This window comes from Dactylosporangium sp. NPDC005572 (genome assembly GCF_040605515.1).
Taxonomy (GTDB): Bacteria; Actinomycetota; Actinomycetes; order Mycobacteriales; family Micromonosporaceae; genus Dactylosporangium.
On record NZ_JBEXCY010000196.1, the window covers coordinates 1 to 22523 of the forward strand.

The 22523-nt window shown below is 72.8% G+C and carries 20 protein-coding genes and 2 pseudogenes; 13 read left to right on the forward strand and 9 right to left on the reverse strand.

Annotated elements, in window-relative coordinates:
* Positions 1-661 (forward strand): LysR family substrate-binding domain-containing protein (locus tag ABZS66_RS49115; protein WP_354769960.1); only part of this gene is annotated, 661 nt, incomplete at its 5' end.
* A gap of 73 nt (positions 662-734) precedes the next feature.
* Complete coding sequence (locus ABZS66_RS49120) at positions 735-1538, forward strand: transglutaminase family protein (RefSeq protein ID WP_354769961.1); 804 nt, start codon at positions 735-737, stop codon at positions 1536-1538.
* A 37-nt stretch (positions 1539-1575) separates the two neighbouring features.
* Here ABZS66_RS49120 and ABZS66_RS49125 read toward each other — a convergent pair whose 3' ends face one another.
* Positions 1576-2745, reverse strand: a complete 1170-nt coding sequence (locus ABZS66_RS49125) for a hypothetical protein (RefSeq protein ID WP_354769962.1) — start codon at positions 2743-2745, stop codon at positions 1576-1578.
* A 538-nt stretch (positions 2746-3283) separates the two neighbouring features.
* On the opposite strand from ABZS66_RS49125, the pseudogene ABZS66_RS49130 reads away from it, so the two are divergent.
* Together ABZS66_RS49130 and ABZS66_RS49135 are read left to right on the forward strand one after the other, a co-directional pair.
* Positions 3284-3457, forward strand: a pseudogene (locus ABZS66_RS49130) (DUF389 domain-containing protein); the annotation flags it as partial.
* 34 nt (positions 3458-3491) lie between these two features.
* A pseudogene (locus ABZS66_RS49135) lies at positions 3492-4097 on the forward strand (DUF389 domain-containing protein); the annotation flags it as partial.
* Here the strand turns inward: ABZS66_RS49135 and ABZS66_RS49140 are convergent.
* Both ABZS66_RS49140 and ABZS66_RS49145 read right to left on the reverse strand, forming a co-directional pair.
* Positions 4075-5175, reverse strand: coding sequence for a YbhN family protein (locus ABZS66_RS49140; RefSeq protein WP_354769963.1), 1101 nt, complete (start codon positions 5173-5175; stop codon positions 4075-4077). The pseudogene ABZS66_RS49135 and the gene ABZS66_RS49140 sit on opposite strands and share 23 nt — an antisense overlap.
* A 165-nt stretch (positions 5176-5340) precedes the next feature.
* Complete coding sequence (locus tag ABZS66_RS49145; RefSeq protein WP_354769964.1) at positions 5341-6396, reverse strand: hypothetical protein; 1056 nt, start codon at positions 6394-6396, stop codon at positions 5341-5343.
* A 93-nt stretch (positions 6397-6489) separates the two neighbouring features.
* Between ABZS66_RS49145 and ABZS66_RS49150 the strand changes: the two genes are divergently transcribed.
* Both ABZS66_RS49150 and ABZS66_RS49155 read left to right on the forward strand, forming a co-directional pair.
* The gene (locus tag ABZS66_RS49150) at positions 6490-7155 is read left to right on the forward strand and encodes a TetR/AcrR family transcriptional regulator (protein ID WP_354769965.1); all 666 of its coding nucleotides are present in this window, start codon (positions 6490-6492) and stop codon (positions 7153-7155) included.
* 4 nt (positions 7156-7159) lie between these two features.
* Positions 7160-8305: an epoxide hydrolase family protein gene (locus ABZS66_RS49155; protein ID WP_354769966.1), complete on the forward strand. Its 1146-nt coding sequence runs from the start codon at positions 7160-7162 to the stop codon at positions 8303-8305.
* Positions 8306-8312: 7 nt separating this feature from the next.
* Here ABZS66_RS49155 and ABZS66_RS49160 read toward each other — a convergent pair whose 3' ends face one another.
* Entirely contained in the window at positions 8313-9176 is an 864-nt protein-coding gene (locus ABZS66_RS49160; RefSeq protein WP_354769967.1) for a right-handed parallel beta-helix repeat-containing protein, read from the reverse strand.
* On the opposite strand from ABZS66_RS49160, the gene ABZS66_RS49165 reads away from it, so the two are divergent.
* Positions 9121-9282: a hypothetical protein gene (locus tag ABZS66_RS49165; protein ID WP_354769979.1), complete on the forward strand. Its 162-nt coding sequence runs from the start codon at positions 9121-9123 to the stop codon at positions 9280-9282. The two genes, ABZS66_RS49160 and ABZS66_RS49165, sit on opposite strands and share 56 nt — an antisense overlap.
* Before the next feature lie 7 nt (positions 9283-9289).
* On the opposite strand, the gene ABZS66_RS49170 is transcribed toward ABZS66_RS49165, so the two are convergent.
* The gene (locus tag ABZS66_RS49170; RefSeq protein WP_354769968.1) at positions 9290-10783 is read right to left on the reverse strand and encodes a hypothetical protein; all 1494 of its coding nucleotides are present in this window, start codon (positions 10781-10783) and stop codon (positions 9290-9292) included.
* A gap of 321 nt (positions 10784-11104) precedes the next feature.
* A complete protein-coding gene (locus tag ABZS66_RS49175) occupies positions 11105-12025 on the reverse strand; it encodes an oxidoreductase (RefSeq protein ID WP_354769969.1) in 921 nt (306 codons plus the stop codon).
* Between the two features lie 92 nt (positions 12026-12117).
* Here ABZS66_RS49175 and ABZS66_RS49180 point away from each other — a divergent pair, with 92 nt between their 5' ends.
* Positions 12118-12666: a helix-turn-helix domain-containing protein gene (locus ABZS66_RS49180; RefSeq protein WP_354769970.1), complete on the forward strand. Its 549-nt coding sequence runs from the start codon at positions 12118-12120 to the stop codon at positions 12664-12666.
* A gap of 25 nt (positions 12667-12691) precedes the next feature.
* On the opposite strand, the gene ABZS66_RS49185 is transcribed toward ABZS66_RS49180, so the two are convergent.
* On the reverse strand, positions 12692-14434 hold the full coding sequence (locus ABZS66_RS49185) for an MOSC and FAD-binding oxidoreductase domain-containing protein (protein WP_354769971.1): 1743 nt from the start codon (positions 14432-14434) through the stop codon (positions 12692-12694).
* Positions 14435-14532: 98 nt separating this feature from the next.
* Between ABZS66_RS49185 and ABZS66_RS49190 the strand changes: the two genes are divergently transcribed.
* From ABZS66_RS49190 to ABZS66_RS49200, 3 genes are all read left to right on the forward strand, one after another.
* A complete protein-coding gene (locus tag ABZS66_RS49190) occupies positions 14533-15483 on the forward strand; it encodes an NAD(P)-dependent oxidoreductase (RefSeq protein ID WP_354769972.1) in 951 nt (316 codons plus the stop codon).
* A gap of 113 nt (positions 15484-15596) precedes the next feature.
* Positions 15597-16787 (forward strand): FAD-dependent oxidoreductase, encoded by a 1191-nt coding sequence (locus ABZS66_RS49195; RefSeq protein ID WP_354769973.1) that lies wholly within the window; start codon positions 15597-15599, stop codon positions 16785-16787.
* Between the two features lie 9 nt (positions 16788-16796).
* On the forward strand, positions 16797-17732 hold the full coding sequence (locus ABZS66_RS49200) for a sigma-70 family RNA polymerase sigma factor (RefSeq protein WP_354769974.1): 936 nt from the start codon (positions 16797-16799) through the stop codon (positions 17730-17732).
* 9 nt (positions 17733-17741) lie between these two features.
* Here the strand turns inward: ABZS66_RS49200 and ABZS66_RS49205 are convergent, their stop codons facing one another.
* Positions 17742-18584 (reverse strand): phosphotransferase, encoded by an 843-nt coding sequence (locus ABZS66_RS49205; protein ID WP_354769975.1) that lies wholly within the window; start codon positions 18582-18584, stop codon positions 17742-17744.
* A gap of 140 nt (positions 18585-18724) precedes the next feature.
* Entirely contained in the window at positions 18725-19438 is a 714-nt protein-coding gene (locus ABZS66_RS49210) for a YcnI family protein (protein ID WP_354769976.1), read from the reverse strand.
* Positions 19439-19554: 116 nt separating this feature from the next.
* Here ABZS66_RS49210 and ABZS66_RS49215 point away from each other — a divergent pair, with 116 nt between their 5' ends.
* Both ABZS66_RS49215 and ABZS66_RS49220 read left to right on the forward strand, forming a co-directional pair.
* Positions 19555-21537, forward strand: a complete 1983-nt coding sequence (locus tag ABZS66_RS49215) for a cytochrome c oxidase assembly protein (RefSeq protein ID WP_354769977.1) — start codon at positions 19555-19557, stop codon at positions 21535-21537.
* Between the two features lie 87 nt (positions 21538-21624).
* Positions 21625-22523 (forward strand): PepSY-associated TM helix domain-containing protein (locus ABZS66_RS49220; protein ID WP_354769978.1); only part of this gene is annotated, 899 nt, incomplete at its 3' end.

Here is a 22523-nt window from a genome sequence, read left to right on the forward strand (position 1 = left end):
GCCCCCGGAGACCCCGGCGGCCGCCCTCGGCGAGCTGCTGCGCCGGCTCGCCGAGCAGGCCCCCGGACTCGACGTCGACGTGCAGGAGCTGACCACCGCCGAGCAGCTGGAGCTGCTCGCGGCCGCCCGGCTCGACGTCGCGGTCGTGCACCATCCGGTCGACACGACCGGCCTTCGCCGCGGCCTGGTGACGCGGGTCCGCCTCGGCGTCGTGCTGCCCCGCACCTCCCCGCTCGCGAGGTCGGCCGAGGTCCGGCTCGACCAGCTTGCCGGCCACGGGCTCGTGGTGTTCCCGCGGGCGACGGCGCCCGGGTGGTACGACCGCATCCTCCAGGTCATCCGCGGACCCGGCGGCGCCCCTCCGCGCGTGCGGCACGCCCGGAATCCGGAGTTCCTGTGCGGCCTGGTGCTCGCCGGCCTGGGCGTGGGGCTGGACCTCGAGTCGCCGGTGCGCCGCGAAGCCCGGGTGACCTGGCGTCCCCTCGCCGGTGACCCGCTGTGGCAGGAGACCTCGGCGGTCTGGCCGGCCCGCACGCCACATCCGGCCGCGGCCCGGTTCGCCGCGCTGGCCGGCGAGGTCCTCGCCCCGGCACCGGCCCCGCCACCGAGCCGCATCCTCGGCACCCGCGGCCCCTGGTCCGTCGTGTACGACGAGCCGTGACGGCCAGTTCCCGCGTCCCGGGCCGTCACCGCCGGGCCTACGGCCCGAAACATCGCTCGGCGACAATGGCCGCATGTGGGTACCGGGCGTGGCGGCGACACTGACGTACGAGATCGCCGACCCGGCCGTGATCGCGCTGCAGATCGCGGCGGCGGGACGGTCCGGCGGCGAGACGCTCTCGGCAACGCTCGACGGCGCCCCGGTCGGCATCACCGAGCTGGCCGCCTCCGGTGGGCCGCTGGGCGGGCGGACGCACCTGGTGACCCCGGGCAACGGGCGGCTCGTCGTCACGTACGCCGCCGACGGCCCGAGCCCCGCGACGCGCACCGCCCCGCCGACCGACCTCGACCGGATCGTGGCGGCGCGACCCAGCCGGTACTGCCCGTCGGACCGGCTCGGCGGCTACGCCAACCGCTACCGCGGCGCGGACGAGACCGCGACCGTGCGGGCGATCGTCGCCGACGTCCACCGTTGGCTGGTGTACGACGCCACGGCGAGCGGCCCGACGACCGATGCGATCGACACCCTGCTGAGCGGGCGCGGAGTCTGCCGCGACTACGCCCACCTGACCGTGGCGTTGTGCCGTGCCGTCGGCGTCCCGGCGCGGGTCGCCGCCGTCTACGCACCCGGCCTCGACCCGATGGACTTCCACCTGGTCGCGGAGACCGCGCTCGCCGACCGGTGGATCGTCTGGGACGCCACCCGACTCGCTCCGCGGCAGTCCCTGGTCCGGGTGGCGACCGGCCGCGACGCCGCCGACGTCGCGTTCGCAACGGTACTGTCGGGAACGGCCGAGTTGATCGACATGACCGTCACCGCGGTCGCCGACGGCGACCTCCCGGCCGACGACCACGAAGCGCTCGTCAGCCTCCCCTGACGGCGACGTTCAGCGGGGGTGCAAGAGCTTCCAATGATCAACGCCAGGGGCGGACCTCGCCGGCCCCCTTGAACGGTCCGAGGACGATCCCGCGGGGCTCCGCGCCCCGGGCCCGCAGCGCGAACTGCTGGCCCGGGTTCAGGGCGATCCCGGCGAAGCGGGTTGGCCGGCGCACGTCGTACATCGGCGACCACGGGCACTCGTAGTAGTGGGTGCTGCCGTCGGGCGTGCGGTGCAGCGCGAGGTCGCCGATCGCCAGGAGCCCGTCGATCGCGGCGCGCAGGGCGAGGGTCGCGGCCGGGTCGGGGTCGAGCCGCCACATCTCCCGGATCGCGTGGGCGGCCTGTTTGTCCCGCTGCCAGCGGGCGAGCGTGACCCGGTCGGTGAGGCACCACGGGTCGAACCGCCACCCGCCCGGCAGCCGCTCGTCGCGCGGCGCCACCGGCCGCTGCGCCTGCGGCTCCATGAGCAGCCGGGGCATGGCGGCCAGCTGCCCGACCAGGAACCACGACTCGAGCGCACCGTGCAGGTTGGCCTCGATCCGTCCGTGCAGCGCCGGGTGGTGCTGGTCGGTGCGCAGCCCGACCGCGTAGTCCGCCGCCGCCGCGCCCTGCGCGGCCAGCTGCTTGAGCCGGTTGAAGCTGCTCTGCTGCCGGGACGGCACCTCACCGCGCTCCAGCGCGTGCAGCGCGATGTCGATCTGCTCCCGCACCGGCGGTACCGCCGCGAGCAGCCGGGCCAGGTGCTCCGGCGGACACGGCTCGCCCTCCGCCCAAGCCGGCAGCGGCGCCGGGAGCCGCATCGCCTGGGTGAGGTCGTAGTCGGGATTGACCCGGGCCTGCCGCGCGTGCGAGACCCACAGCTCGACCGCCGCGAGCCAGGCGTACACCTGCGCGAACGTCACGGCCGGCACGAACCCGGCGGTGCCGGGCCGGGCCTGGTAGTCGGCGTCGAGGAACCGCTCCGACAACGTCTGCAGCACGAACGCGTTCCAGGCGGCGACGAGCTGCGTCCCAGCGTTGCCGGACACGTCCCACAGCGACACCCCCTCGGCGGCAAGCCGGTCCCGCAGTAGCTCGGCGGCGACGAACTCGTCGTAGGCGACCCGGCCGGCGGCCCGCATGGCCTCCAGCACCACGGCGTCCCGCTCCCCGGAGAGCGTGGCCCGCATCTTCGTGAACAGGCTGGGCCGCAACGGATCGACCAACGCATCCCCTCTGTGGCCGAGGTGCTCGCAGCACGTACGTCCGGGTGCCATCGGGCGGGCCGGCTTCGAATTCCCCTGCAGCATGACGCGGCTCGCCTATTGTCGACTGTAGTATGTCGTCTTCGCTTAACATACAACACGCTTCACTCGGGAGCGAGCCGGGACGGCTCTGCGGATCAAGGTTCCGACCTCAGCAAACTGACCCACGGCCGGGGTGAGGCACGGGTGGGGTGAGGCCGGTTCGGCCGGCCCGCGCTGAGACGACGGCGCAGCATGGGAGCGTGAGCGGCACCCGCCGGGCAGCGCGGACGATCGTCGCGCCGTTCGCGGGTTTCCCGTGAGCGCCCGCAGGCAGCGGTGGTGGCGCGTGCTGCCGCAGCACCAGCGGCGGCCCTTGGACGAGCTCGCCGACCGTCTCGACCTGCGCCGCGGCGACGGTACCGCCAAGCAGTCGGCCTTCTGGTCAATGCTCGTGCTCTCGGGGGTCATCGCGACCGCGGGCGTGCTGGCGGACTCGACGGCGACCGTGATCGGGGCAATGATCATCGCTCCGCTGTCGACGCCGATCATGGGCATGGCGCTGGGCGTCGCGACGGCCGGGCGGCGGCTGTTGCTGTCCGCGGCGGTGTTCGTCATGCTCGGCGTCCTCGCCTTGGTCGGGATCGGCATCCTGGCGTCGTTCGTCGTGCCGAGCGGCGTGGACCTGCTCGCCAACTCGCAGGTCTCGGGCCGCACCTCGCCGCGCCTCGCCGCGCCTCGTCGATCTCGCCGCGGCGGTCGCGACCGGGCTGGCCGGCGCGATCGGCCTGTCCCGCCGCGACGTGAGCGACGTGCTGCCCGGCGTAGCGATCGCGATCTCCCTCGTGCCGCCGCTCGCGGTCGTGGGCGTCTGCCTGGGCCAGGGCGAGTTCGCGTTCGGCGCCGCAGTGCTGTTCGCGTCGAACGTGCTGTCCCTCGTGCTGGCCGGGACGCTCGTGTTCACCGCCTACCGCTACGCCGAGGAGAGCAGCGCGGTCCACCGGGGACACCGATTCGGGTACCTGACGATGACCGCGGTGTTCGTCGCGCTGCTGCTGCCACTGGGCGCGAACACCGCCGCCAACCTGCTCGTCAGCACCTGGACCCAGCGGATCACCACGGCCGCGACGCGGTGGGTCGCACCCGTCGACGGCGCCGAGGTCACCGACGTCGTGGTCGCGGCCCGCACGGCGCACATCGCCGTCGTCACGCCGCAGCCGCTGCCGCCGATCGAGCCGCTGCTCACCGCGCTGCACGGTCAGGTGCCCCCTGGCGTGCGCATCGTGGTGACCGCCACGTACGGCCGCCAGGTCAACGAGGGCACCGTCGGGTGACGGTGTGCTCGGCGACCGGGTGCGTGGGTATGGTGGCCGCCCCTCGGCAGGGGCGTTGCATGAGCAACCAGGCGACCCATCCCGCGCCGATGATGAAGCCGAAGCTGATGATCCGATAGAGGACGACGGCGGCGATCGCGGTTGCGGTGTCGATGCCGCCGGCGAGCAGGCCCAGGATCAATGCGCTGTCGACGATGCCGAGCCCACCCGGGACGATGGTGACGGTTCCGGCAGCCATTGCGGCGCAGAACGCCAGCAGGACCTGGGTGGCGTCGATCGGATCGCCGGTGACCGCCCGCACGCACAGCCATAGGCAGACGGCGTCGAGGGCCCAGTTGAGGATCGCGAAGGTGGCGGCTGCGGCGCCGTGGCCGGCGGTGAGGCGTGCGGCACCGAGCTGCCCGACGAAGGCGCGGACCTGCTCGATTCCCTGCTCTGCGGGGCGGCCGCGCCATCGGTTGGCCCGCGCCAGCACCATCCGGGTGGCGGGTTCCGCGATGGCCGGCCTGCGGGTCACCTGGTGGACACCGGCAACGATCAGACCGAAGGCGACGACGAGACCGGCGAGGCTGTACCACTGTGGGGTGCCGTCCGAGGCGAGCGCTCCGGCGGCAGTGACCAGAGCGAGTGCTGTGGTCGACAGGATCCCCGACAGGGCGATGCACCATGCGGCGACGGCGGGTGTCGCACCGAAGCGGCGCAACTGCTGGTAGTTGAACCGGGTGGAGAACGCGGGACCGCCGGGCAGGGTCTCGTTGAGGGAGTGGGCGGCGTACGCGAGCGCGACGTTGCGGTGGATCGGTACGCGCAGTCCGGTGGAGAGCAGCAGGAACTGCTGCATCCGCCCGTACGCTCCCATGGCGATCAACTCCGCGGCGATCGCACAGACGAGCCAGCCGACGTGTGGGGCACGCAGCTGGGACAGTGCAGATGTCAGCGCCGGCCAGCCGACGACCAGCTCGACGGCGAGCAGGAGGATCACTGCGGTGACGGCGCCGCGCCGCATCCAGGGACGCGCTCGACGCCGGTTGACGGCAGGCGGGCCGCCGTCGGTGTCGGCGGGGCTGGTCACGCTCATGGACTCGGCTCCGGCTCGGCGACCGGCGGGTTGACGGTCGGGTCGGGATGGTGAGGAGTATGGGGACGACTCGCGCGATGAACCGCAGCGCGGCAACGAGACGGTCACGGCAGGACGCGACGGCCGGTCCGGAGAACCGGGTTCCGGCCGTCGCACGTACCGTTGTCAGACCGCGGCGGGTACCGCCGGCTGGGCGGACTCGTCCGCACCGGCCCGCCCGGTGGCGACCACCCGGCGCGCACGCAGGCCACCTGCCAGGCACAGCACCGCACCGAGGGCGAGCCAGCAGGTCAGGACGATGACCGCGGGTGCGGCACCGTGACCGTCGAAGAAGGCGGTGGAGCGCAGGAGTTGATTTCCGGCACCCGGCGGCAGCAACTGGCCGAGAGCCCCGGACCAACCGGGCAGCATCTCGGGAGCCGAGCCACTGCCCGAGAGCGGGTTGCCGACGAGCATCATGATCACGGCGCCGAGACCGAAGCCGGCGTAGCCGAACAGCGACTCCAAGCCGAGCAGGGTCATCGCGGTGGCGCCGATACTGAGCGCGACAGCGCCGAAGTTGGCCAGGTAGGAGCCGTCGAGCGAGCCGAACCAGAACTGCAGGATGGCGGTCAGCGCGAGACCGGCTGCGACGGCGTACGCGAGTGCACCGGCGACCCGGCGACCGGTGCCCTTGAGCAGGTTGGTGAGCAGCACCGCGGCGAGCAGGCCGCCCATGACCAGCGGCAGCGCTCCGGCGGCCGGGCCCGCACCGCGCGGGTCGTCGGCGGGCAGGGCGACGATGTCCCGGACCGCGACCGCGGGGGCGCTGCCCTGTGCCTGTGCCTGGGCGAGGGCGGTGCCGATGCTCTGCAGGGTCTGTGCGACCGAGGCGCTGCCGGCCGTGGCGGTGATGACCTGCGGGGCACCGGTGCTGACATCGATAGCCCCGTACACCTTCCGGTCACGGATCAGCCGCTCGGCCTCGGCGGTGCTGCCCACCGTCGTGATCTCGAACGCGTCGGGCATGCGCTGCTCAAGAGCGTCGGTGACCTGCTGCACCGCGGCGGCCGGGCCGGCAATGGCGATCGGCACGTCGTGGACCGAGGAGCGCACCGACGGCCAGGCGAAGGCGGTCAGTAGGACGCTGACGATTACGGTGAGCAGGGCGACCGCCGCGGCCACCTTCGACCAGGGCGATGGTGCGGTCGGGTCGGCCTGGGCCGGAACCTGCTCGGACATTGTCGACTCCCTAAAAGAACGGACGCTCGTTTTCAGTCTGGGGATGTCACGCTCCGTTGTCAAGAACGAACGTTCGCTTTTAATATCGGTCACATGCCCCGTGTCACTGACGAGTACCGAGCCGGTCGCCGGGCCGAGATCCTGCGCGCGGCGGCCCGGCTCTTCGCCGCAAACGGATTCCACGCCACCTCGATGGCCGACATCATCAGCGAGGCCGGCCTGTCCGCGGGCGCGGTGTATCGGTACTTCCACAGCAAGGAGGATCTGATCACCGCAGTGGCCGAGATCGCGCTCACGGCGGCGGACGACGTGTTCGAGCAGTTGCTCGCCGATGACGCCGCGCCCGCCCCGGCCCAGGCCGTCACCGCACTGATCGAAACGATCGCCACCCGGATCGTCGGCGATCCGGATCTCGGCGTGGACCTTACCCGCATCGGCGTGCAGGCATGGGCGGAAGCCCTGCGAAAGCCCAGCCTGGCCGCTCGCGCCGACGGGATCTTCCGGCGACTGCGGCGCAACTGCGCCGAGGTCGCCCGCCGCTGGCAACAGGCCGGCAACCTCCCCGCCGACGCCGACCCCGAACACGTCGGCGCCGCCATGCTGGGTCTCGTCCAGGGATTCGTCCTGCAACACCTGCTGATCAGCGGAACCGGGCCCGCCGCCTACACGGCGGGTGTCAACGCGCTGCTCCCGGCCCCGCCCGGGCGCCCACCACCTGCGCCACTCATGCGCGCGGGTGCCGATGATCGCGTACGGTGACGAAATGACCGAGCCGTTCACCTCGTTCACCGGGCTCGCCGCACTCGACGAGCTCCGCGCGCGGCTGCGGGCGACGCGGTGGCCGGACGCGCCCGAGGACGTCGGCTGGTCGCAGGGCGTCGACGTCGACTATCTGCGTGAACTGTGCGCCTACTGGGCCGACGGGTTCGACTGGCCGGCGCAGGAGGCGGCACTCAACCGGCTGCCCCGCTTCCGGACCACGCTCGGCGGGCACCGGGTCCACTTCGTGCACGCCCGCGCCAACGCGCCCGCCGGTGGGGCGTTGCCGCTGGTCCTGAGCCACGGCTGGCCCGACTCGTTCTGGCGGTACACCAAAATCATCCCCCTGCTGACGGACCCCGGCGCGCATGGCGGAGACCCCGCCGACGCCTTCGACGTCGTCGTGCCGGACATGCCCGGCTACGGCTACTCCGACCGGCCCGCCGGAGCGTCCCCGGACACCATCGCGGTCGCCGGGCTGTGGGCCGGGCTCATGCGCCACCTCGGCTACGAGCGCTTCGCCGCGGCCGGTGGCGACATCGGCAGCGGGGTGAGCCGCTATCTCGCCCTCGACCACCCGGACCGGGTCCTGGCCGTGCACCGCATGGACGCGGGCCTTCCGGTGTACCTCGGCGACCGCGCCGACCTCGCACCCGAGGAGCGCGAGTTCCTCGACGGCGCCGCCGGCTGGGCCGCGGCCGAGGGCGCCTACGCGGCCATGCACCGGACCAAGCCGCAGACCGCCGCCGTCGGGCTCAACGACTCGCCGGCCGGGCTGGCCGCGTGGATCATGGAGAAGCTGCGCGCGTGGAGCGACTGCGGCGGCGACGTCGAACGGGCCTTCAGCCGCGACGAGATCCTCACCAACGTCACCATCTACTGGCTCACCGGCACGATCGGCTCGGCGATGCGGATGTACCGCGTGAACAGCGCCATCCCGCCCGCGCAGCACGCCCGCCGGGTCGAGGTGCCGTCGGGCTTCTCGCTGTTCCCCGCCGACCTGGTGCGGCCGCCCCGGGCGTGGCTCGACCGGATCGCCGACACGGTGCGGGTGACCGAGCACGCCCGCGGCGGGCACTTCGCCCCGTTCGAGCAGCCGCAGGAGTACGCCGAGGAGCTGCGCGAGTTCTTCCGGCCGTACNGCCCCTAGAGACCGGCTACGGCGTGCCCGCCTGCACGCCGGCCGCGTAGTTCCAGGCCGGCACGCCCGGGGCGGCCGGGTCGCCCATGGCGTAGCGCTTGTTGCCGCTCTCGGTCGGTGCGACGAAGCTGTAACCGGCGCGGTTGAATCCCTCGTAGATGGAGACGGCACCGCTGCCCGGGCCGACCAGGACGTTGTTCGTGACGAACCAGGGGTTCGGCGAGCTGTTGTTCGTCATCGCGTAGTCGTCGACGTAGGAGTAGTTGCGGCAGTAGTTGTCGTGCAGGACGTTTCCGTTGCCGCGGCTCTCGAAGCAGGCCGGGTTGGCGCTGCCGTCGGTGTTGACCACGATGTTGTACGCGATCTCCACGCCGGACGTGTCGGAGTCGTAGTAGCCGCCACCATCCTTGTCGTTGCCGGTGGCGATCGACAGCTGGCCCAGCTGGTCGCCGCCCATACGGCGGACGGTCGCGTAGTTGTGGTGCACCTTGAGGCCGTGCGCCACCTGCTGCAGCTCGATCGGGAAGCGGCCGTTGTCGCTGATCCGGTTGTAGGCGATCTCGATGTCGGTGCCCGTGCCGGTGAACCGTAGCTGGATTCCGTCGACGGCGGCGCCCAGGTTCTGGATGTCGTTGTGGGCGATGGTGACGTTCTTCATGGCGCCCTGCCCGAAGATTCCGGTCCACGCCCCGCCGGCAGTCGCCTTGATCGTGTTGAAGTTGACGGTGATGTCCGTGCCGTTGACGTTGGCGATGGCCTGCTTCGCCGGCCAGTTCTGGAACAGGTTGTTCACGATGGTCACGTTCGACGGTGAACCCGCCAGGGTGAGGTTGGACCTGGTGCGGCCGCCCCGGGCGTGGCTCGACCGGATCGCCGACACGGTGCGGGTGACCGAGCACGCCCGCGGCGGGCACTTCGCCCCGTTCGAGCAGCCGCAGGAGTACGCCGAGGAGCTGCGCGAGTTCTTCCGGCCGTACCGCCCCTAGAGACCGGCTACGGCGTGCCCGCCTGCACGCCGGCCGCGTAGTTCCAGGCCGGCACGCCCGGGGCGGCCGGGTCGCCCATGGCGTAGCGCTTGTTGCCGCTCTCGGTCGGTGCGACGAAGCTGTAACCGGCGCGGTTGAATCCCTCGTAGATGGAGACGGCACCGCTGCCCGGGCCGACCAGGACGTTGTTCGTGACGAACCAGGGGTTCGGCGAGCTGTTGTTCGTCATCGCGTAGTCGTCGACGTAGGAGTAGTTGCGGCAGTAGTTGTCGTGCAGGACGTTTCCGTTGCCGCGGCTCTCGAAGCAGGCCGGGTTGGCGCTGCCGTCGGTGTTGACCACGATGTTGTACGCGATCTCCACGCCGGACGTGTCGGAGTCGTAGTAGCCGCCACCATCCTTGTCGTTGCCGGTGGCGATCGACAGCTGGCCCAGCTGGTCGCCGCCCATACGGCGGACGGTCGCGTAGTTGTGGTGCACCTTGAGGCCGTGCGCCACCTGCTGCAGCTCGATCGGGAAGCGGCCGTTGTCGCTGATCCGGTTGTAGGCGATCTCGATGTCGGTGCCCGTGCCGGTGAACCGTAGCTGGATTCCGTCGACGGCGGCGCCCAGGTTCTGGATGTCGTTGTGGGCGATGGTGACGTTCTTCATGGCGCCCTGCCCGAAGATTCCGGTCCACGCCCCGCCGGCAGTCGCCTTGATCGTGTTGAAGTTGACGGTGATGTCCGTGCCGTTGACGTTGGCGATGGCCTGCTTCGCCGGCCAGTTCTGGAACAGGTTGTTCACGATGGTCACGTTCGACGGTGAACCCGCCAGGGTGAGGTTGGATCCGTCGAACACGTAGTTCTCGATGCAGGTGTTGGAGCCGATGGTGTAGTTCCCGCGGGGTAGCGGCTGGCCGTGGCCGTTGTAGCTGTGGCCGGAGAACTGGTTGCCGCTCGGCGCGCCGCTGAGCTGACCGCCGGTGGGGCAGTCGGCGACGGCGTTGTCGGGGACGGCGCCGCCGGTGATGCCGTTACCGGGGGACGACGGTGCCGGCCGGGACAGCGACGTGGAGACGGCGGGTGACGACGCGGGTACGGACGCGGCCGGGGGCGGTGAGCCGCCCGGGTAGGCGGCGTAGCCGACCGTCAGCGGTCCCGTGTAGACCGCACCTTCGGCGGTCAGCGCCCGGAGCCGGAAGCCCGTTGCGGTGTACCGGTCGGCGGCAAGCTGGGACGGCAGCGGACCGGTGCCGGTCTGCGGCGCGACGAGCGTCACCACCACGGCCGCCGGGGTCGTGCCCAGCCGGTGAGCGACGGTACAGAACCCGGACTCGTCCGTGGTACAGGTCGCCGTGCCCGCCTCCACGCCGGTGAGCGACGCCTCCTCCACGACCACCGGCGCCCCGCCGGCCAGCGTGACCGACGCCCCGGCGGCCAGCACGACACAGGCGACGACCGCGGCGGTCACCGGCCGGTAGCGCCCGGAACCGTTCGCGTCGGGCCACACACCAGCACGCATCCAGCCCATTCCCGCTCCTCGCACCGCGCAAGTAGGGTCTGCCCGAGATGCTAGGTGACGCGAATGCCTAATACAACATAGGACAATTGCAAAGACGCCGTCCGTGCGCCTCGGTCAGCAGGCTCATCCCGCCCCTCGCGCGCGGTCTGCCGCCGGGATCAATCGTGGCGAGCCGCAACAGGACCGGACGGTTCCCGCGGCGGATCAGCTGCCCGCGGCCGGGTGGTCGGGGCGCAGGTAGGTGGACGGCCACAGTTGGCCCTCCTGCCGCTCGCCGGGCAGCAGCAGCCCGGCGCAGCCGACACCCTCGCAGGCATTCCGTCAGCGGGACCGCAACAGCACCGGCTCGACGAGCTGCAGCCGGGTCAATGACGCGCCCCACAGCCGGCTCGGCATGGTCGGGTCCGTTGTGGCGCTCCGTCCCGGATTGGCCAGCACGGGTGGGCCGATGGTCCCGAACCGCGGTGCGTAGAGCTGGCCACTTGCCGGCGCCGGGTCGGTCGCCGCGCGCAACGTCGTCCGGGCACCGTTCGTCGCCGACTGGGAGGGCACCAGCAACTGGCTCACGCGGATGATGAGGCGCTGGGCAGCGGTGGAGCCTTTGGTATTGAGCTCAGTTCGCACGAATCCCGGGTCAACGGCTACGGACACGGTGTCGTGACCGGCGGCGGACAGGCGCCGTCCCAACTCGACGCTGAAGAGGAGGTTCGCCAGCTTCGACCGCGCGTATGCCGCGAACGGGCGGTACCGTTCGCGGGCACCGTCGAGGTCGGACAGGTCGATCCGGCCCGCCCGGTGCGCGCCGCTGGTCAGCGTGACCACCCTCGCGCCGGGCCGGGCGACCAGCACCGGCAACAGCCGGAGCGTCAGCGCCATGTGCCCGAGGTGGTTGACGCCGATGTGGGTCTCGAAGTTGTCGGCGGTCCGGCCGGCGGGCATCCCGCCGAGCCCGGCGTTGTTGATGAGCAGATCGAGGCCGTCGTGCTCGGCGCGGAACGTGGCCGCGAACTCCTGCACGCTTGCCTGGTCGCCGAGGTCGAGCCGGCGTACGACCAGGCGGTCGGCGGAAACGCCACGCTGCGTCAGCGCCGCGCGAACACCTTCGCCCTTCCTGACGTCCCGGCAGGCCAACACGACCGTCGCTCCGCGGTCGGCCAGAACTTGGGCAGTCGCCAGGCCGAGACCGGCGCTGGCTCCCGTGACCACGGCCGTCCGGCCGGTCTGGTCGGGAATGGACCACACAGCGCACCCCTAACATGAACGTCGGTTCACCATATAGAGTGAACCGTAGTTCATGTTCATCCCGATGGCAAGGTAGGGCCATGCACCGTCCGATGCGCGCCGACGCGACCCGAAATCGAGCAAGAATCGTGCAGGCCGCCCGGGACCTGATGGCAGACCACGGCCTCGATGCGGGCATGGACGAGATCGCCGCCCGGGCCGGCGTCGCCGTCGGGACGGTCTACCGCCACTTTCCGGCCAAGTCCGACCTGATCGCGGCGATCGTCGCCGAACGCGTCCAGCAGATGGCCGCCGCGCTCGACGCCCTCCAGGCCCGCATCAGCGCCGGCGCCGACGCCCGGACCGAAATCGTTGCCTTCGCCAACGACGTGGCAGCACGTATGGGCGAAGACCGCGCCCTCAAGGCCGCCGCCGGCGACCTCCTCCGACCGTCACTGTCCAGTGTGGAGGGCCAGGCCAGGGACACCTTGGCGGCAGTCGTTGCCGCCGGCCACCGGCAGCGCGCGCTCTACTCCGACGTCACCGCGCATGACCTGGCACTCCTGTTCACCACGATGCCCGGCGAGGAGGTAACGGAGTCCGATCGCCGCCGCTGGCTCGCGCTGGCCTTACGCGGCATCCTCACTACTCCCGATCGGTGATCGCCGTCCGTGCTCCGACCGCCCGTCACAGGTCGAGCACGACCGGGCCGTGGGGGCGAGCCGAACAGATCAGGACGTTGCCCTCGGCCGGCGGGTCGACCGGTTCGGGGTCGTAGCCCACCTCGCCGGAGAGCAGCCCGCTCTCGCAGCTGTGACAGACGCCGGTCCGGCACGACCAGCGGACCGGCACGTCGCACGCCTCCGCGAGGTCGAGCAGGCTGCCGGGCCCGTCCCGCCACGGCACGGCCAGGCCGCTGCGGGCGAACGACACCTCGGGCCCCGTGCCGGGCGGGCCGGACGGCGGATGCGGCGGGCGGGCCGGCGCTGCCGCGATGCCCGGCGTCAGTGCCGCCTGCGTGCCGAACACCTCGGTGCGGATCCGCGACGCCGAGACGCCCGCGGCGGCGAGGGCCGCCGTCACGTCGGTGAGGAACGCCGCCGGGCCGCAGACGTAGGCGTCCGCGTCGGTCGGCAGGTCCAGCCCGCGCAGCAGCTCCGCGGACAGGTGGCCGGTCGAGTCGAACTCGTCGCCCGGGTCGGGATGGCTCAGGCACACGTGGGAGCGGGCCGCCGGCAGCGGCGCGAGCAGCGCGGCCGACTCTCTCGCGAACGGCCGGACGTGTCCGTTGCGGGCCGCCTGCAGCCACCACACCGGTCGCGGACTGCGTTCGGTGGCCAGCGCGTGCAGCATCGCCAGTACCGGTGTGGCGCCCACGCCACCGCTGACCAGGAGCACCGGCGTCGTGCCCGGGGCGAGGGTGAACGTGCCGCGCGGCGCGGCCACCTCGATCTCGGCGCCGACGTGCAGCCTCGAGTGGATGTAGGAGCTGACGGCGCCGTGCTGCTCGCGCTTGACGCTGATCCGGTACCGGCCGGCGCCGGGCGGCCCGGACAGCGAGTAGCTGCGCACGAGCGGCGCGGCGGCCGGATCGGGTCGTACCCGGATGGTCAGGAACTGGCCGGGCAGCGCCGCCGGCACGGGCGCGCCGAGCGGGTCGGCCAGCAGGACCGAGGAGATCGTCGTGCTCTCCCGCTCGATCGCGGTCACCCGCAGCGGCCGGAAGCCGGGCCAGGCCGGCGGTGGCGCGGTCGCGGTCAGTCCCGCGTTGCCGCCGCCCGGCGCGTCCGGCCCGGCCAGCATGTCCCGGAACGACGCCTGCCAGCCGGGGCTCAGCGCCGGGATGCGCAGTGCCCGCTCGATGTCCGTGTGCGCATGCCCGGGCAGGTACAGCAGCGCGTCCACGTCCACCACCGTCATCCGCTGCGGACCGTCGGCCACCTTGGCGATCCGGTCGCCCGCGCCCACGTCACCCTCCTCGAGCACCCGCAGGTAGAACCCGGGCCGGCGGTGCTGCACGAGCAGCGCGGGGATGCGCGGATCGGCCATCCGGATGCCGACCCGGTAGCAGGTCACCCGCGGCTGGGTGACCTCGAACAGCGCGCCGCCGATCCGGTAGCGGTCGCCGATGCAGACCTCGTCGTCGCCGAGGCCGTCGACGGTGAAGTTCTCGCCGAACTGGCCGAAGGTGAAGTCGTCCCGATGCAGGAAGTCCTGCCAATGGCGGTAGGCGTCGAGCTGGTACACCAGGATCGCCCGCTGCTCGCCGCCGTGGCCGGCGAGGTCGCCCTGGCCGTCGCCGTCGAGGTTGGTTCGGCGGGCGGCCACCCGCCCGTCGACCGCGGTCTTCCAGACGCCGGTGTACACCGTGCGGCCCTGCCAGGACACGTTGCGGGGCTTGCCGACGTTGACCGACCGCAGTACACCCATCGGCGCATCCTCCACCGCGGCCGGCGCCGACGGCGGCAAGTCGGCTTCACCCACTCCTCGCCCTCACCTGCCGCGGTGCCGTGTAGGAGGCTGGAGGCATGAAACTCCTCCTGCCGAACACCGTCGACCTGGACCTGGACCCGCCGTCGGACGTCGTCGCGATCGGCTACGCCGTCGACCGGCCGGTGCCCGACGAGCACACCGACGCCGAGGCGCTGGTGGTGTGGGGCAACCCGGCGCATCAGCTGCGCGACGCGGCGCAGCGGCTGGGCCGGCTGCGGTGGGTGCAGACGCTCGCCGCCGGGCCGGACGCGGTACTGGCGGCGCAGTTCGGACCCGGCGTCGTCATCACGTCCGGGCAGTCGCTGCACGACGGCCCGGTGGCCGAGCACGCGCTCGCGCTGATCCTTGCCGCGGCGCGGCGGCTGAACCTGACGATCCGCGCGCAGATCGGCCACCGGTGGGCCGGCGAGCTGGGCGGGCTGCAACCGGTGGCTCCGGTCGGCAACTTCCGGAGCCTGCGCGGCGCCCGGGTGACCATCTGGGGCTTCGGCGGGATCGCCGCCACGCTCGCACCGCATCTCGCCGCGCTGGGAGCGACCGTCGCCGGCGTCGCGCGCCACCCCGGCGAGCGGGGCGGCTTCCCCGTAGTGGTCGACGCGGACCTGCCGAAGGTGCTGCCGACGACCGACGTCCTGGTCATGATCCTGCCGGCCACGGCGGAGACCGTGCACGCGCTCGGCGCCGAGCAGCTCGCCCTGCTGCCGCCGCACGCTTGGCTGGTCAACGTCGGGCGCGGTGCGACGGTCGACGAACAGGCGGTGCTCGACGCCGTCCGGGCGGGCCGCCTGGCCGGCGCGGCGCTCGACGTGTTCGACACCGAGCCGCTCCCGGCCGACTCCGGGCTCTGGGACGAACCGAACGTCATCATCACGCCGCACGCCGCCGGCGGGCGGCCGGTCGGCGCGGCGGTCCTGATCACCGAGAACCTGGCCGCGCTGCGAGCCGGCACGACCATGCGGAACGTCGTACGGCTCGAGTCCCCGTAACTGCCCCGCTGTCCGGCCGTGCCGTGGAGCCGTGACCCACGCCACAGCCTGGGCTGTCAGGAATCTGTGCGCTGTCCCGTTCTGAGGTCAAGCGAACAGACGGGAGCACGAACATGCGGCACCGCATCGCCGTCCTCGGGGCCGGCTACGCCGGCGCCTCCGCGGCCGGATACCTCGCCCGCCACCTGCGGCCGGACGACGTCGAGATCACCGTCGTCAACGCCGAACCCGACTTCGTCGAGCGGATGCGCCTGCACCAGCTGGCCGCCGGCCGGCCGCTGCGCCGCCGCGGGCTGGCGGAGATGTTCACGGGCACAGGTATCCGGCTGCGGGTCGCGAGCGTCACCGCCGTCGACCCGCGGGAGCGGACGGTCACGGTGGCCGGTGGCGAGGGCACCGACCGGATCGGGTACGACACCCTGCTGTACACGCTCGGCAGCACGATCGATCACCACAGCGTCGCGGGCGTGGGCGAGCACGCCTTCCACGTCGCCGGGCGGCCGGCGGCGCTGCGCCTGTGCCGGCACCTGGACGAGCTGGGCGAGGGCGGCACGGTGCTCGTCGTCGGCGGCAACCTGACCGCCATCGAGACCGCCACCGAGATCGCCGAGTCCCGGCCCGGGCTGCGGGTCGCCCTCGCCACGACGGGCGAGCTGGGCGGCTGGCTGGCCCCGAAGGCCCGCGGTCACCTGCTGCGCGCCTTCGACCGGTTCGGCATCGCCGTCCACGAGCACACCACCGTCGAACGCGTCGAGCGGGCCGGTGCCGTCGCCGCCGACGGGACCGTCCTCGCCGCCGACGCGACGGTGTGGGCGGCCGGCTTCGCCGTGCACCCCATCGCCGCCGCCAGTGGCCTGGCGGTCGAGGCCGACGGGCGGATCACCGTCGACCGGATGATGCGGTCCGTCTCGCATCCGGAGGTCTACGCGGCCGGCGACAGCGCCTACGTCATCGGCGAGAACGGCCGGCCACTGCCGATGTCGTGCGCGTCGGCGGGCTTCACCCGGATGCAGGCAACGGCCGCGATCGTCGGGGACCTCACCGGTCACCGGATCTCCAAAACCCCGCTCGAGTACCTCGGCAACTGCGTCAGCCTCGGCGGGAGGGACGCCATCTTCCAGGCGGTCGACGGCAGTGCACGGTCGAAGGCCTGGTCCCTGCGTGGTCGCACGGCCGCGCGCCTCAAGGCGTTCGTGCTCAGGGGCGCCGCGTGGAACATGGGCCACCCGACCTACGGACTGCCGACCCGCAGGCGTCGCATGGCAACCGTGCCCCGCCGCGTACCCACGGCGGTCGCTGGCTAGCGTGGCGTCATGGACCCGGCCACCGTGGAGCGCTTCGAGGCCAACCGGGAGCGGTTGGCCTCGCTGGCGTACCGCCTGCTCGGCTCGGCCGCCGACGCCGAGGACGCGGTCCAGGACACGTTCCTGCGCTGGCACGCCGCCGACCCGCGACACGTCCAGGTGCCCGAGGCGTGGCTGACCAAGGTGGTCACCAACCTGTCCCTCGACCGGCTCCGGTCGGCGCAGGCGCGGCGAGAACGCGCGGCCGGCGACTGGCTGCCCGAGCCGCTCCTGGACGGCGACCCGATGCTCGGCCCGGCCGAGACCGTCGAGCAGCGCGAATCGGTGACCCTGGCGGTGCTGACGCTCATGGAGCGCCTCTCGCCGGTCGAGCGGGCCGTCTACGTCCTCCGGGAGGCGTTCGGGTACAGCCACGCCGAGATCGCCGGGATCCTCGACATCACCGAGTCCGCGAGCCAGCAGCACGCCCACCGCGCCCGGCACCGCCTCGCCGCCGACCGGATCGCCCGGACCGTCGACCGGGCCGCCGCCCGCCGCATCGTCGAGGCCTTCGTCGACGCCGCCGCATCGGGCCGCACGGAACGGCTGGTGGCGCTGCTCACCGACGACGCCACCGCGATCTCCGACGGCGCGGGGCTGGCGACCAGATGGCTGCGGCTCTCGACGCCCCAGCGGATCGCCGCCGCCGTCCGCGCCGCGTTCAAGCCGACGCCGGCGAAGCGGAGACTGGCCGGCGGCTCCCCCGCGATGCACGCCGGGGTCGTCAACTCGTGTCCCGCCCTCATCGCCGCGTTCGACGACCGGGTCGTCGGCGTGGTGATCCTGGACGTCCGCGACGATCGGATCGCCGTCCTGCGCGGGATGTCCGCCCCGGACCGGCTCCGCCGCCTCACCGAGCAATGGCGGCGGGGCGGGCACGACGAGCCCCTGATCCGGTCGTGGTGACCGGACCGGTCAGGCGAGCGCCTCGGCGATCATCCGGTGGCCCTGCGCCTCGAACGCCTCGTCGCCCACCTGGTAGGCCCAGACCGCGGTGCTGATCGCCTCGCGGAGCCGGGTGCGGCGCCAGGCGCCCGCCTCGCGGGGGTCGGCACCGTACCCGTCGAAGAAGGCCGCCTCGAGGTCCGGGTCGCGGCGGAAGTCCTGGACGGCCAGCCGGGCGAAGTCCGTCAACGCGGGCCGCATCGCGGCGCGGCCGAAGTCGATGACGCTGACGACCTCGTCGTGGACGAGCCAGTTGCGGGGCTGCCAGTCCCCGTGGGTCGGCACGAGCACCGCCGGCGGCACCGGCCAGGATGCGATCTCGGCCCGGAGCCGCTGCTCGGTGCCCGTGGCGATGCGGTGTGGCCGGCTGAGGCGCTGCAACGACTTCTGGTTCTCGCGCCGTTCGTAGTCGTCGTCGACCGCGACGGTCTGGGCGTGGAACAGGGCCAGCAGCTCGCCAGCCTGTCGATAGGCTGCCGGATCGTCGCCGTGCCTGCTGCCGAGCACCAGCTCACCGGGGAGGTACCGGGTGACGAGGACCTTCGCGTCCACACTGCCGTGCACGAGGGCCGGCGCGCGACCCCGACTGGTCCACGGGCTCAACCAGTTGCGATGAGCATGCAGTTCGCGCTCGATGTGGTGGTCATCGTCGCCGCCCGCTTTGACGATGAAGCGTGATCCGGCATGGGTCATCTCGAGCACTGTCGTTTCCACCAGGCCCCAGCTGCGGTCGCGCTCGACAGTTGCGCCCGGGAGCCACAGGTCCACCAGTGCCCGCTGCCGCTCGGAGAGGTGCTCGAGGCCGGAAGTCACAGCAGGCATCGTAGAGGCGGACGCGCCGGATCGACCGATCCGCGCCTGGGCCGACGCGATCGGCATCCCGCCCGAACCATGACCGCCGTGGGACTCACGCGGCCCGGTCCTTCCCGCCGGCCCAGACCCGCGACGACCGCTCAGCCGGTGCGGCCGGCCCGCCGGTAGGCGAGCACGCCGGTGACGAGGCCGGCCAGGCCGAGGATCAGGCCGAGGACGGCGAGAGTGATGGTGGTGCCGTCGCTGCCGCCGTCGTTCATGGTGTCGGCGGCGTCCTGGGCGGCGCTGCCGCCGGTGCTGGTCGCGGTCGGGGCGCCGGCCTTGGTCAGCTTCAGCACCGGGGCCGGATGTTCGGCCTCGCCGCCGGCGGTGGGTTCGTCGATCCAGCGGACGACCTCGCCGTCGGAGTAGGTCTGCAGGGCCTTGAAGACGATCTGGTCGGTCTCGGGCAGCGGGCCGAGGGAGACGTCGAACTCCTGGAACGTGCCCGGCTTGATCGCGGAGTCGGCGTCGGCGGTCCAGGTGATCTTCGAGACGGCCTCGGTGATCTCGCCGTCGTCGGTCTTGACCGGGGTGGCCAGCTTGCCTTTCTCCGTCACGGCGGTCCAGCCGGGGACGGTCCTGAGCGACACCGAGGCGATCGGCTTGTCGGTGGGGATGGCGATCTCCAGCTTGACGGTGCCGGCGGTGTCCTTCTCGTTCGGTACCCGGAAGGTGACCTTGGTGTAGCCGCCCTGGATGGCGGTGCTCGGGTTCACCGTGACGTGCGCGGACGCGGCGGTGGGGAACGCCAGGGCGGCGGCTGCGGCCGCCGCGACGGCGACGCCCGCACGGGCCAGCCGGGTGAGTCGCATGTGATGTGGTCCTTTCGTCTGGACTCGTCTGAGGGTGCCGGGAACTTCGGCGGCAGTTCCAGCGACCAACTGCTCGATGTACAAGGTAGTGCACGCAAAACATGATTTTTCATAACTTGGCACGCCGTGGGCTGATCACCCTCGGCGCCGTCGCGCTGCTTGCGGTGACCCTCGTGGCCGCGCTGCGGTGGGGTGGCGGCGTCGGATCGGCCATCCCCGGCCTGCCCGACCCGGGTGCCTCGACGCGGTGGGGACTGCCGCTGGTCCGGGCGTCCGCCGACGTCGCCGGGGTGCTGACCGCCGGCTGGTGCGTCACGGCCGCGTTCCTGCTGCCCGGCACCGGCGACGGGCAGCTCGTCGGCCCGGCCGCGTACCGGATGCTGCGCCGCGCGACCTGGTCGGCCGCCGGGTGGGTGGTCGCCACGCTCGCGATGCTGCCGCTGACCCTCGCCGACCTGCTCGGCCGGCCGGTCACCGAGGTCACCTTCGCCGGGGTGCGCAGCCTGGCCTGGTCGGTGGCGCAGGGCCGGTCGGCGCTCGCCCAGGCCGTCCTGGCGGCCGTCGTCGCGGTCGCCGCCCGGATCGTGCTCACCCGCACCGGCGCCGGGGTCGTCGCCGGCATCGCCTGCCTGGCGCTGCTGCCGCCCGCGCTCACCGGCCACTCCGCCGGGGCCGGCAACCACCAGCTCGCGGTCACCAGCCTCGCCGTGCACATCCTCGCCGCCGCCCTGTGGGTCGGCGGGCTCGCCGCGCTGCTCACCCTGCGCGGCGACCGGGACCGGGCGGCCCTGAGCGTCGCGGCACGCGGGTACAGCCGGCTCGCGCTCGGCTGCTGGGTCGCCGTCGCGGCGAGCGGGGCGGCGAACGCGGCCGTGCGGCTCGGCTCGTTCGGCGAGCTGTGGCAGTCGCGGTACGGGCTGCTCGTGCTCGGCAAGACCGCGGCGCTCCTCGTCGCGGGCGCGGCCGGCGCGGTGCACCGGCGGCGGACGCTGCCGGCGCTGGACGAGCGGCGGCCCGGGGCGTTCCGCCGGCTGGCCGCCGGTGAGCTTTTGCTGTTCGCCGCCACGGTCGGGCTGGCCGTCGCGCTGTCGCGCACGCCGACGCCCGTGCCCACCGATCCGGTCGACAGCGACCCGGTGACCGACCTGCTCGGCTTCACCGCCCCGGCGCCGCTGAGCGCCGCGCGGGTGTTCTGGCCGCCGCTGCTCGACGGCTTCTTCATCGCCGTGGTCGCCGTCGGCGTGGCCGGCTATCTCACCGGGGTGTGGCGGATGTACCGCGCCGGCAACCGCTGGCCGGTGGCCCGCACGGCGTCGTGGCTCGGCGGGATGCTGCTGCTGGCGGCGTTCACCGTAGGCGGGTTCGCGCGGTACGCCTACGTATTGTTCAGCGCGCACATGGCGCAGCACATGGTGCTCGCGATGGTGGTGCCGATCCTGCTTGTCGGCGGCGCCCCGGTCACGCTCGCCCTGCGGACGCTGCGCCCGGCGGCGGACCCGTCGGTGCGCGGCGCCCGGGACTGGCTGCTGCTCGTGCTGCACAGCCGGCCGGTGCGCCTGCTGTCCCATCCGGTGGTGGCGCTCGCGCTGTACGTGGTGAGCCTGTACGGGCTGTACTTCAGCGACCTGCTGGGCACGCTCATGCGGTACCACCTGGGACACCTGGCGATGCTGACCCACTTCGTGCTGGTCGGGTTCCTGTTCTTCTGGGTGCTCATCGGGATCGATCCGGGCCGCCGGGCGGTCGCGCCGCCGATCCTGGTCCTCGTGCACTTCGCCGGGATGGCGTTCCACGCCTTCCTCGGTGTCGCGCTCATGCAGTCCCGGACGGTGATCGCGGCGGACTGGTACACCTCCGTGCATCCGGACTGGGCGAGCAGCCTCCTCGCCGACCAGCGCGTCGGCGCCGGGCTGGCCTGGGGGTTCGGCGAGATTCCGGCGGTGGCGATCCTGCTGCTGCTCGTCGTGCGCTGGGTGCGCGCCGACGAACGCGAGCAGCGCCGCCTCGACCGGGCCGCCGAGCGCGCCGAGGCGACCGGCGAGGAGGACGACCTCGCGCGGTACAACGCGTTCCTGCGCCAGGCGGCCGGGGCCGACTGAGACGCTCCGGAACTTTTCCGCTTCGGCCGCCGACTACTTCCGGACCGCACTTCCATCGCACAACGTGAATGCGTTCCGGAGGCTGCCATGTCCGTCGTCGCCACCGACGTCTCCCCGCCCGCGGAGGAGCTGCCCGACAGACCGGCCGGCCGGGTCAGGTCGTGGTCGATCGTGCCGCTGCTGACCCGGCTGCACTTCTACGCCGGCATCCTCGTCGCGCCGCTGCTCGTCGTCGCGGCCGTCACCGGCCTGCTGTTCGTGCTCACCCCGCAGCTCGACAGCCTCGTCTACGACCAGGAGCTGCACGTCGCGCAGGTCGGGCCGGGCCTGCCGAAGCCGCTGTCGGAGCAGGTCGCCGCCGCGATCGCCGCCCACCCCGACGGCACCCTGGCCGGCGTCGTCCCGGCCGCCGCCCCGGACGCGACCACGAAGGTCGTGTTCACCGTGCCGGACCTCGGGGAGCACCAGCACACCGTCTACGTCGACCCCTACACCGGCGAAATACGCGGCCAGCTCACCACCTGGTGGGGCTCGACCCCGCTCACGACCTGGCTCGACCAGCTGCACCGCGACCTGCACCTGGGCGAGATCGGCACGACGTACTCCGAGACCGCCGCGAGCTGGCTGTGGGTCCTCGCGCTCGGCGGGCTGATCCTGTGGTGCAACCGGCAGTGGCGCCGCCGCGCCGAGACCCGTACGGCGCGCAGCCGGGCCGAGGCCACGCTGGCCTACGACCTGAGCGCCGCCAAGGGCGTGCGCCGCACCCGCAGCTTCCACGCCGCCACCGGCGTCTGGCTCGTCGTCGGCCTGCTGTTCCTGTCCGCGACCGGGCTGACCTGGTCCACCTGGGCGGGCGCCAACTTCAGCGTCGCCCTGGACAATCTCGACGCCAGCCGGCCCGTGCTGGACACGTCGCTCGGCGGCGGCGCGGCCCCGGCGGTGGCCCGCACGACCATGGACGTCGACCACCTGAGCAGCGGCAGGTC

Coding starts and splice junctions, on each gene's coding strand:
- ABZS66_RS49190 (WP_354769972.1), top strand. CDS start 14,533: ATGAAACTCCTCCTGCCGAACACCGTCGACCTGGACCTGGACCCGCCG.
- ABZS66_RS49210 (WP_354769976.1), bottom strand. CDS start 19,438: ATGCGACTCACCCGGCTGGCCCGTGCGGGCGTCGCCGTCGCGGCGGCC.
- ABZS66_RS49145 (WP_354769964.1), bottom strand. CDS start 6,396: ATGTCCGAGCAGGTTCCGGCCCAGGCCGACCCGACCGCACCATCGCCC.
- ABZS66_RS49120 (WP_354769961.1), top strand. CDS start 735: ATGTGGGTACCGGGCGTGGCGGCGACACTGACGTACGAGATCGCCGAC.
- ABZS66_RS49195 (WP_354769973.1), top strand. CDS start 15,597: ATGCGGCACCGCATCGCCGTCCTCGGGGCCGGCTACGCCGGCGCCTCC.
- ABZS66_RS49185 (WP_354769971.1), bottom strand. CDS start 14,434: ATGGGTGTACTGCGGTCGGTCAACGTCGGCAAGCCCCGCAACGTGTCC.
- ABZS66_RS49180 (WP_354769970.1), top strand. CDS start 12,118: ATGCGCGCCGACGCGACCCGAAATCGAGCAAGAATCGTGCAGGCCGCC.
- ABZS66_RS49200 (WP_354769974.1), top strand. CDS start 16,797: ATGGACCCGGCCACCGTGGAGCGCTTCGAGGCCAACCGGGAGCGGTTG.
- ABZS66_RS49140 (WP_354769963.1), bottom strand. CDS start 5,175: ATGAGCGTGACCAGCCCCGCCGACACCGACGGCGGCCCGCCTGCCGTC.
- ABZS66_RS49170 (WP_354769968.1), bottom strand. CDS start 10,783: ATGCGTGCTGGTGTGTGGCCCGACGCGAACGGTTCCGGGCGCTACCGG.
- ABZS66_RS49150 (WP_354769965.1), top strand. CDS start 6,490: ATGCCCCGTGTCACTGACGAGTACCGAGCCGGTCGCCGGGCCGAGATC.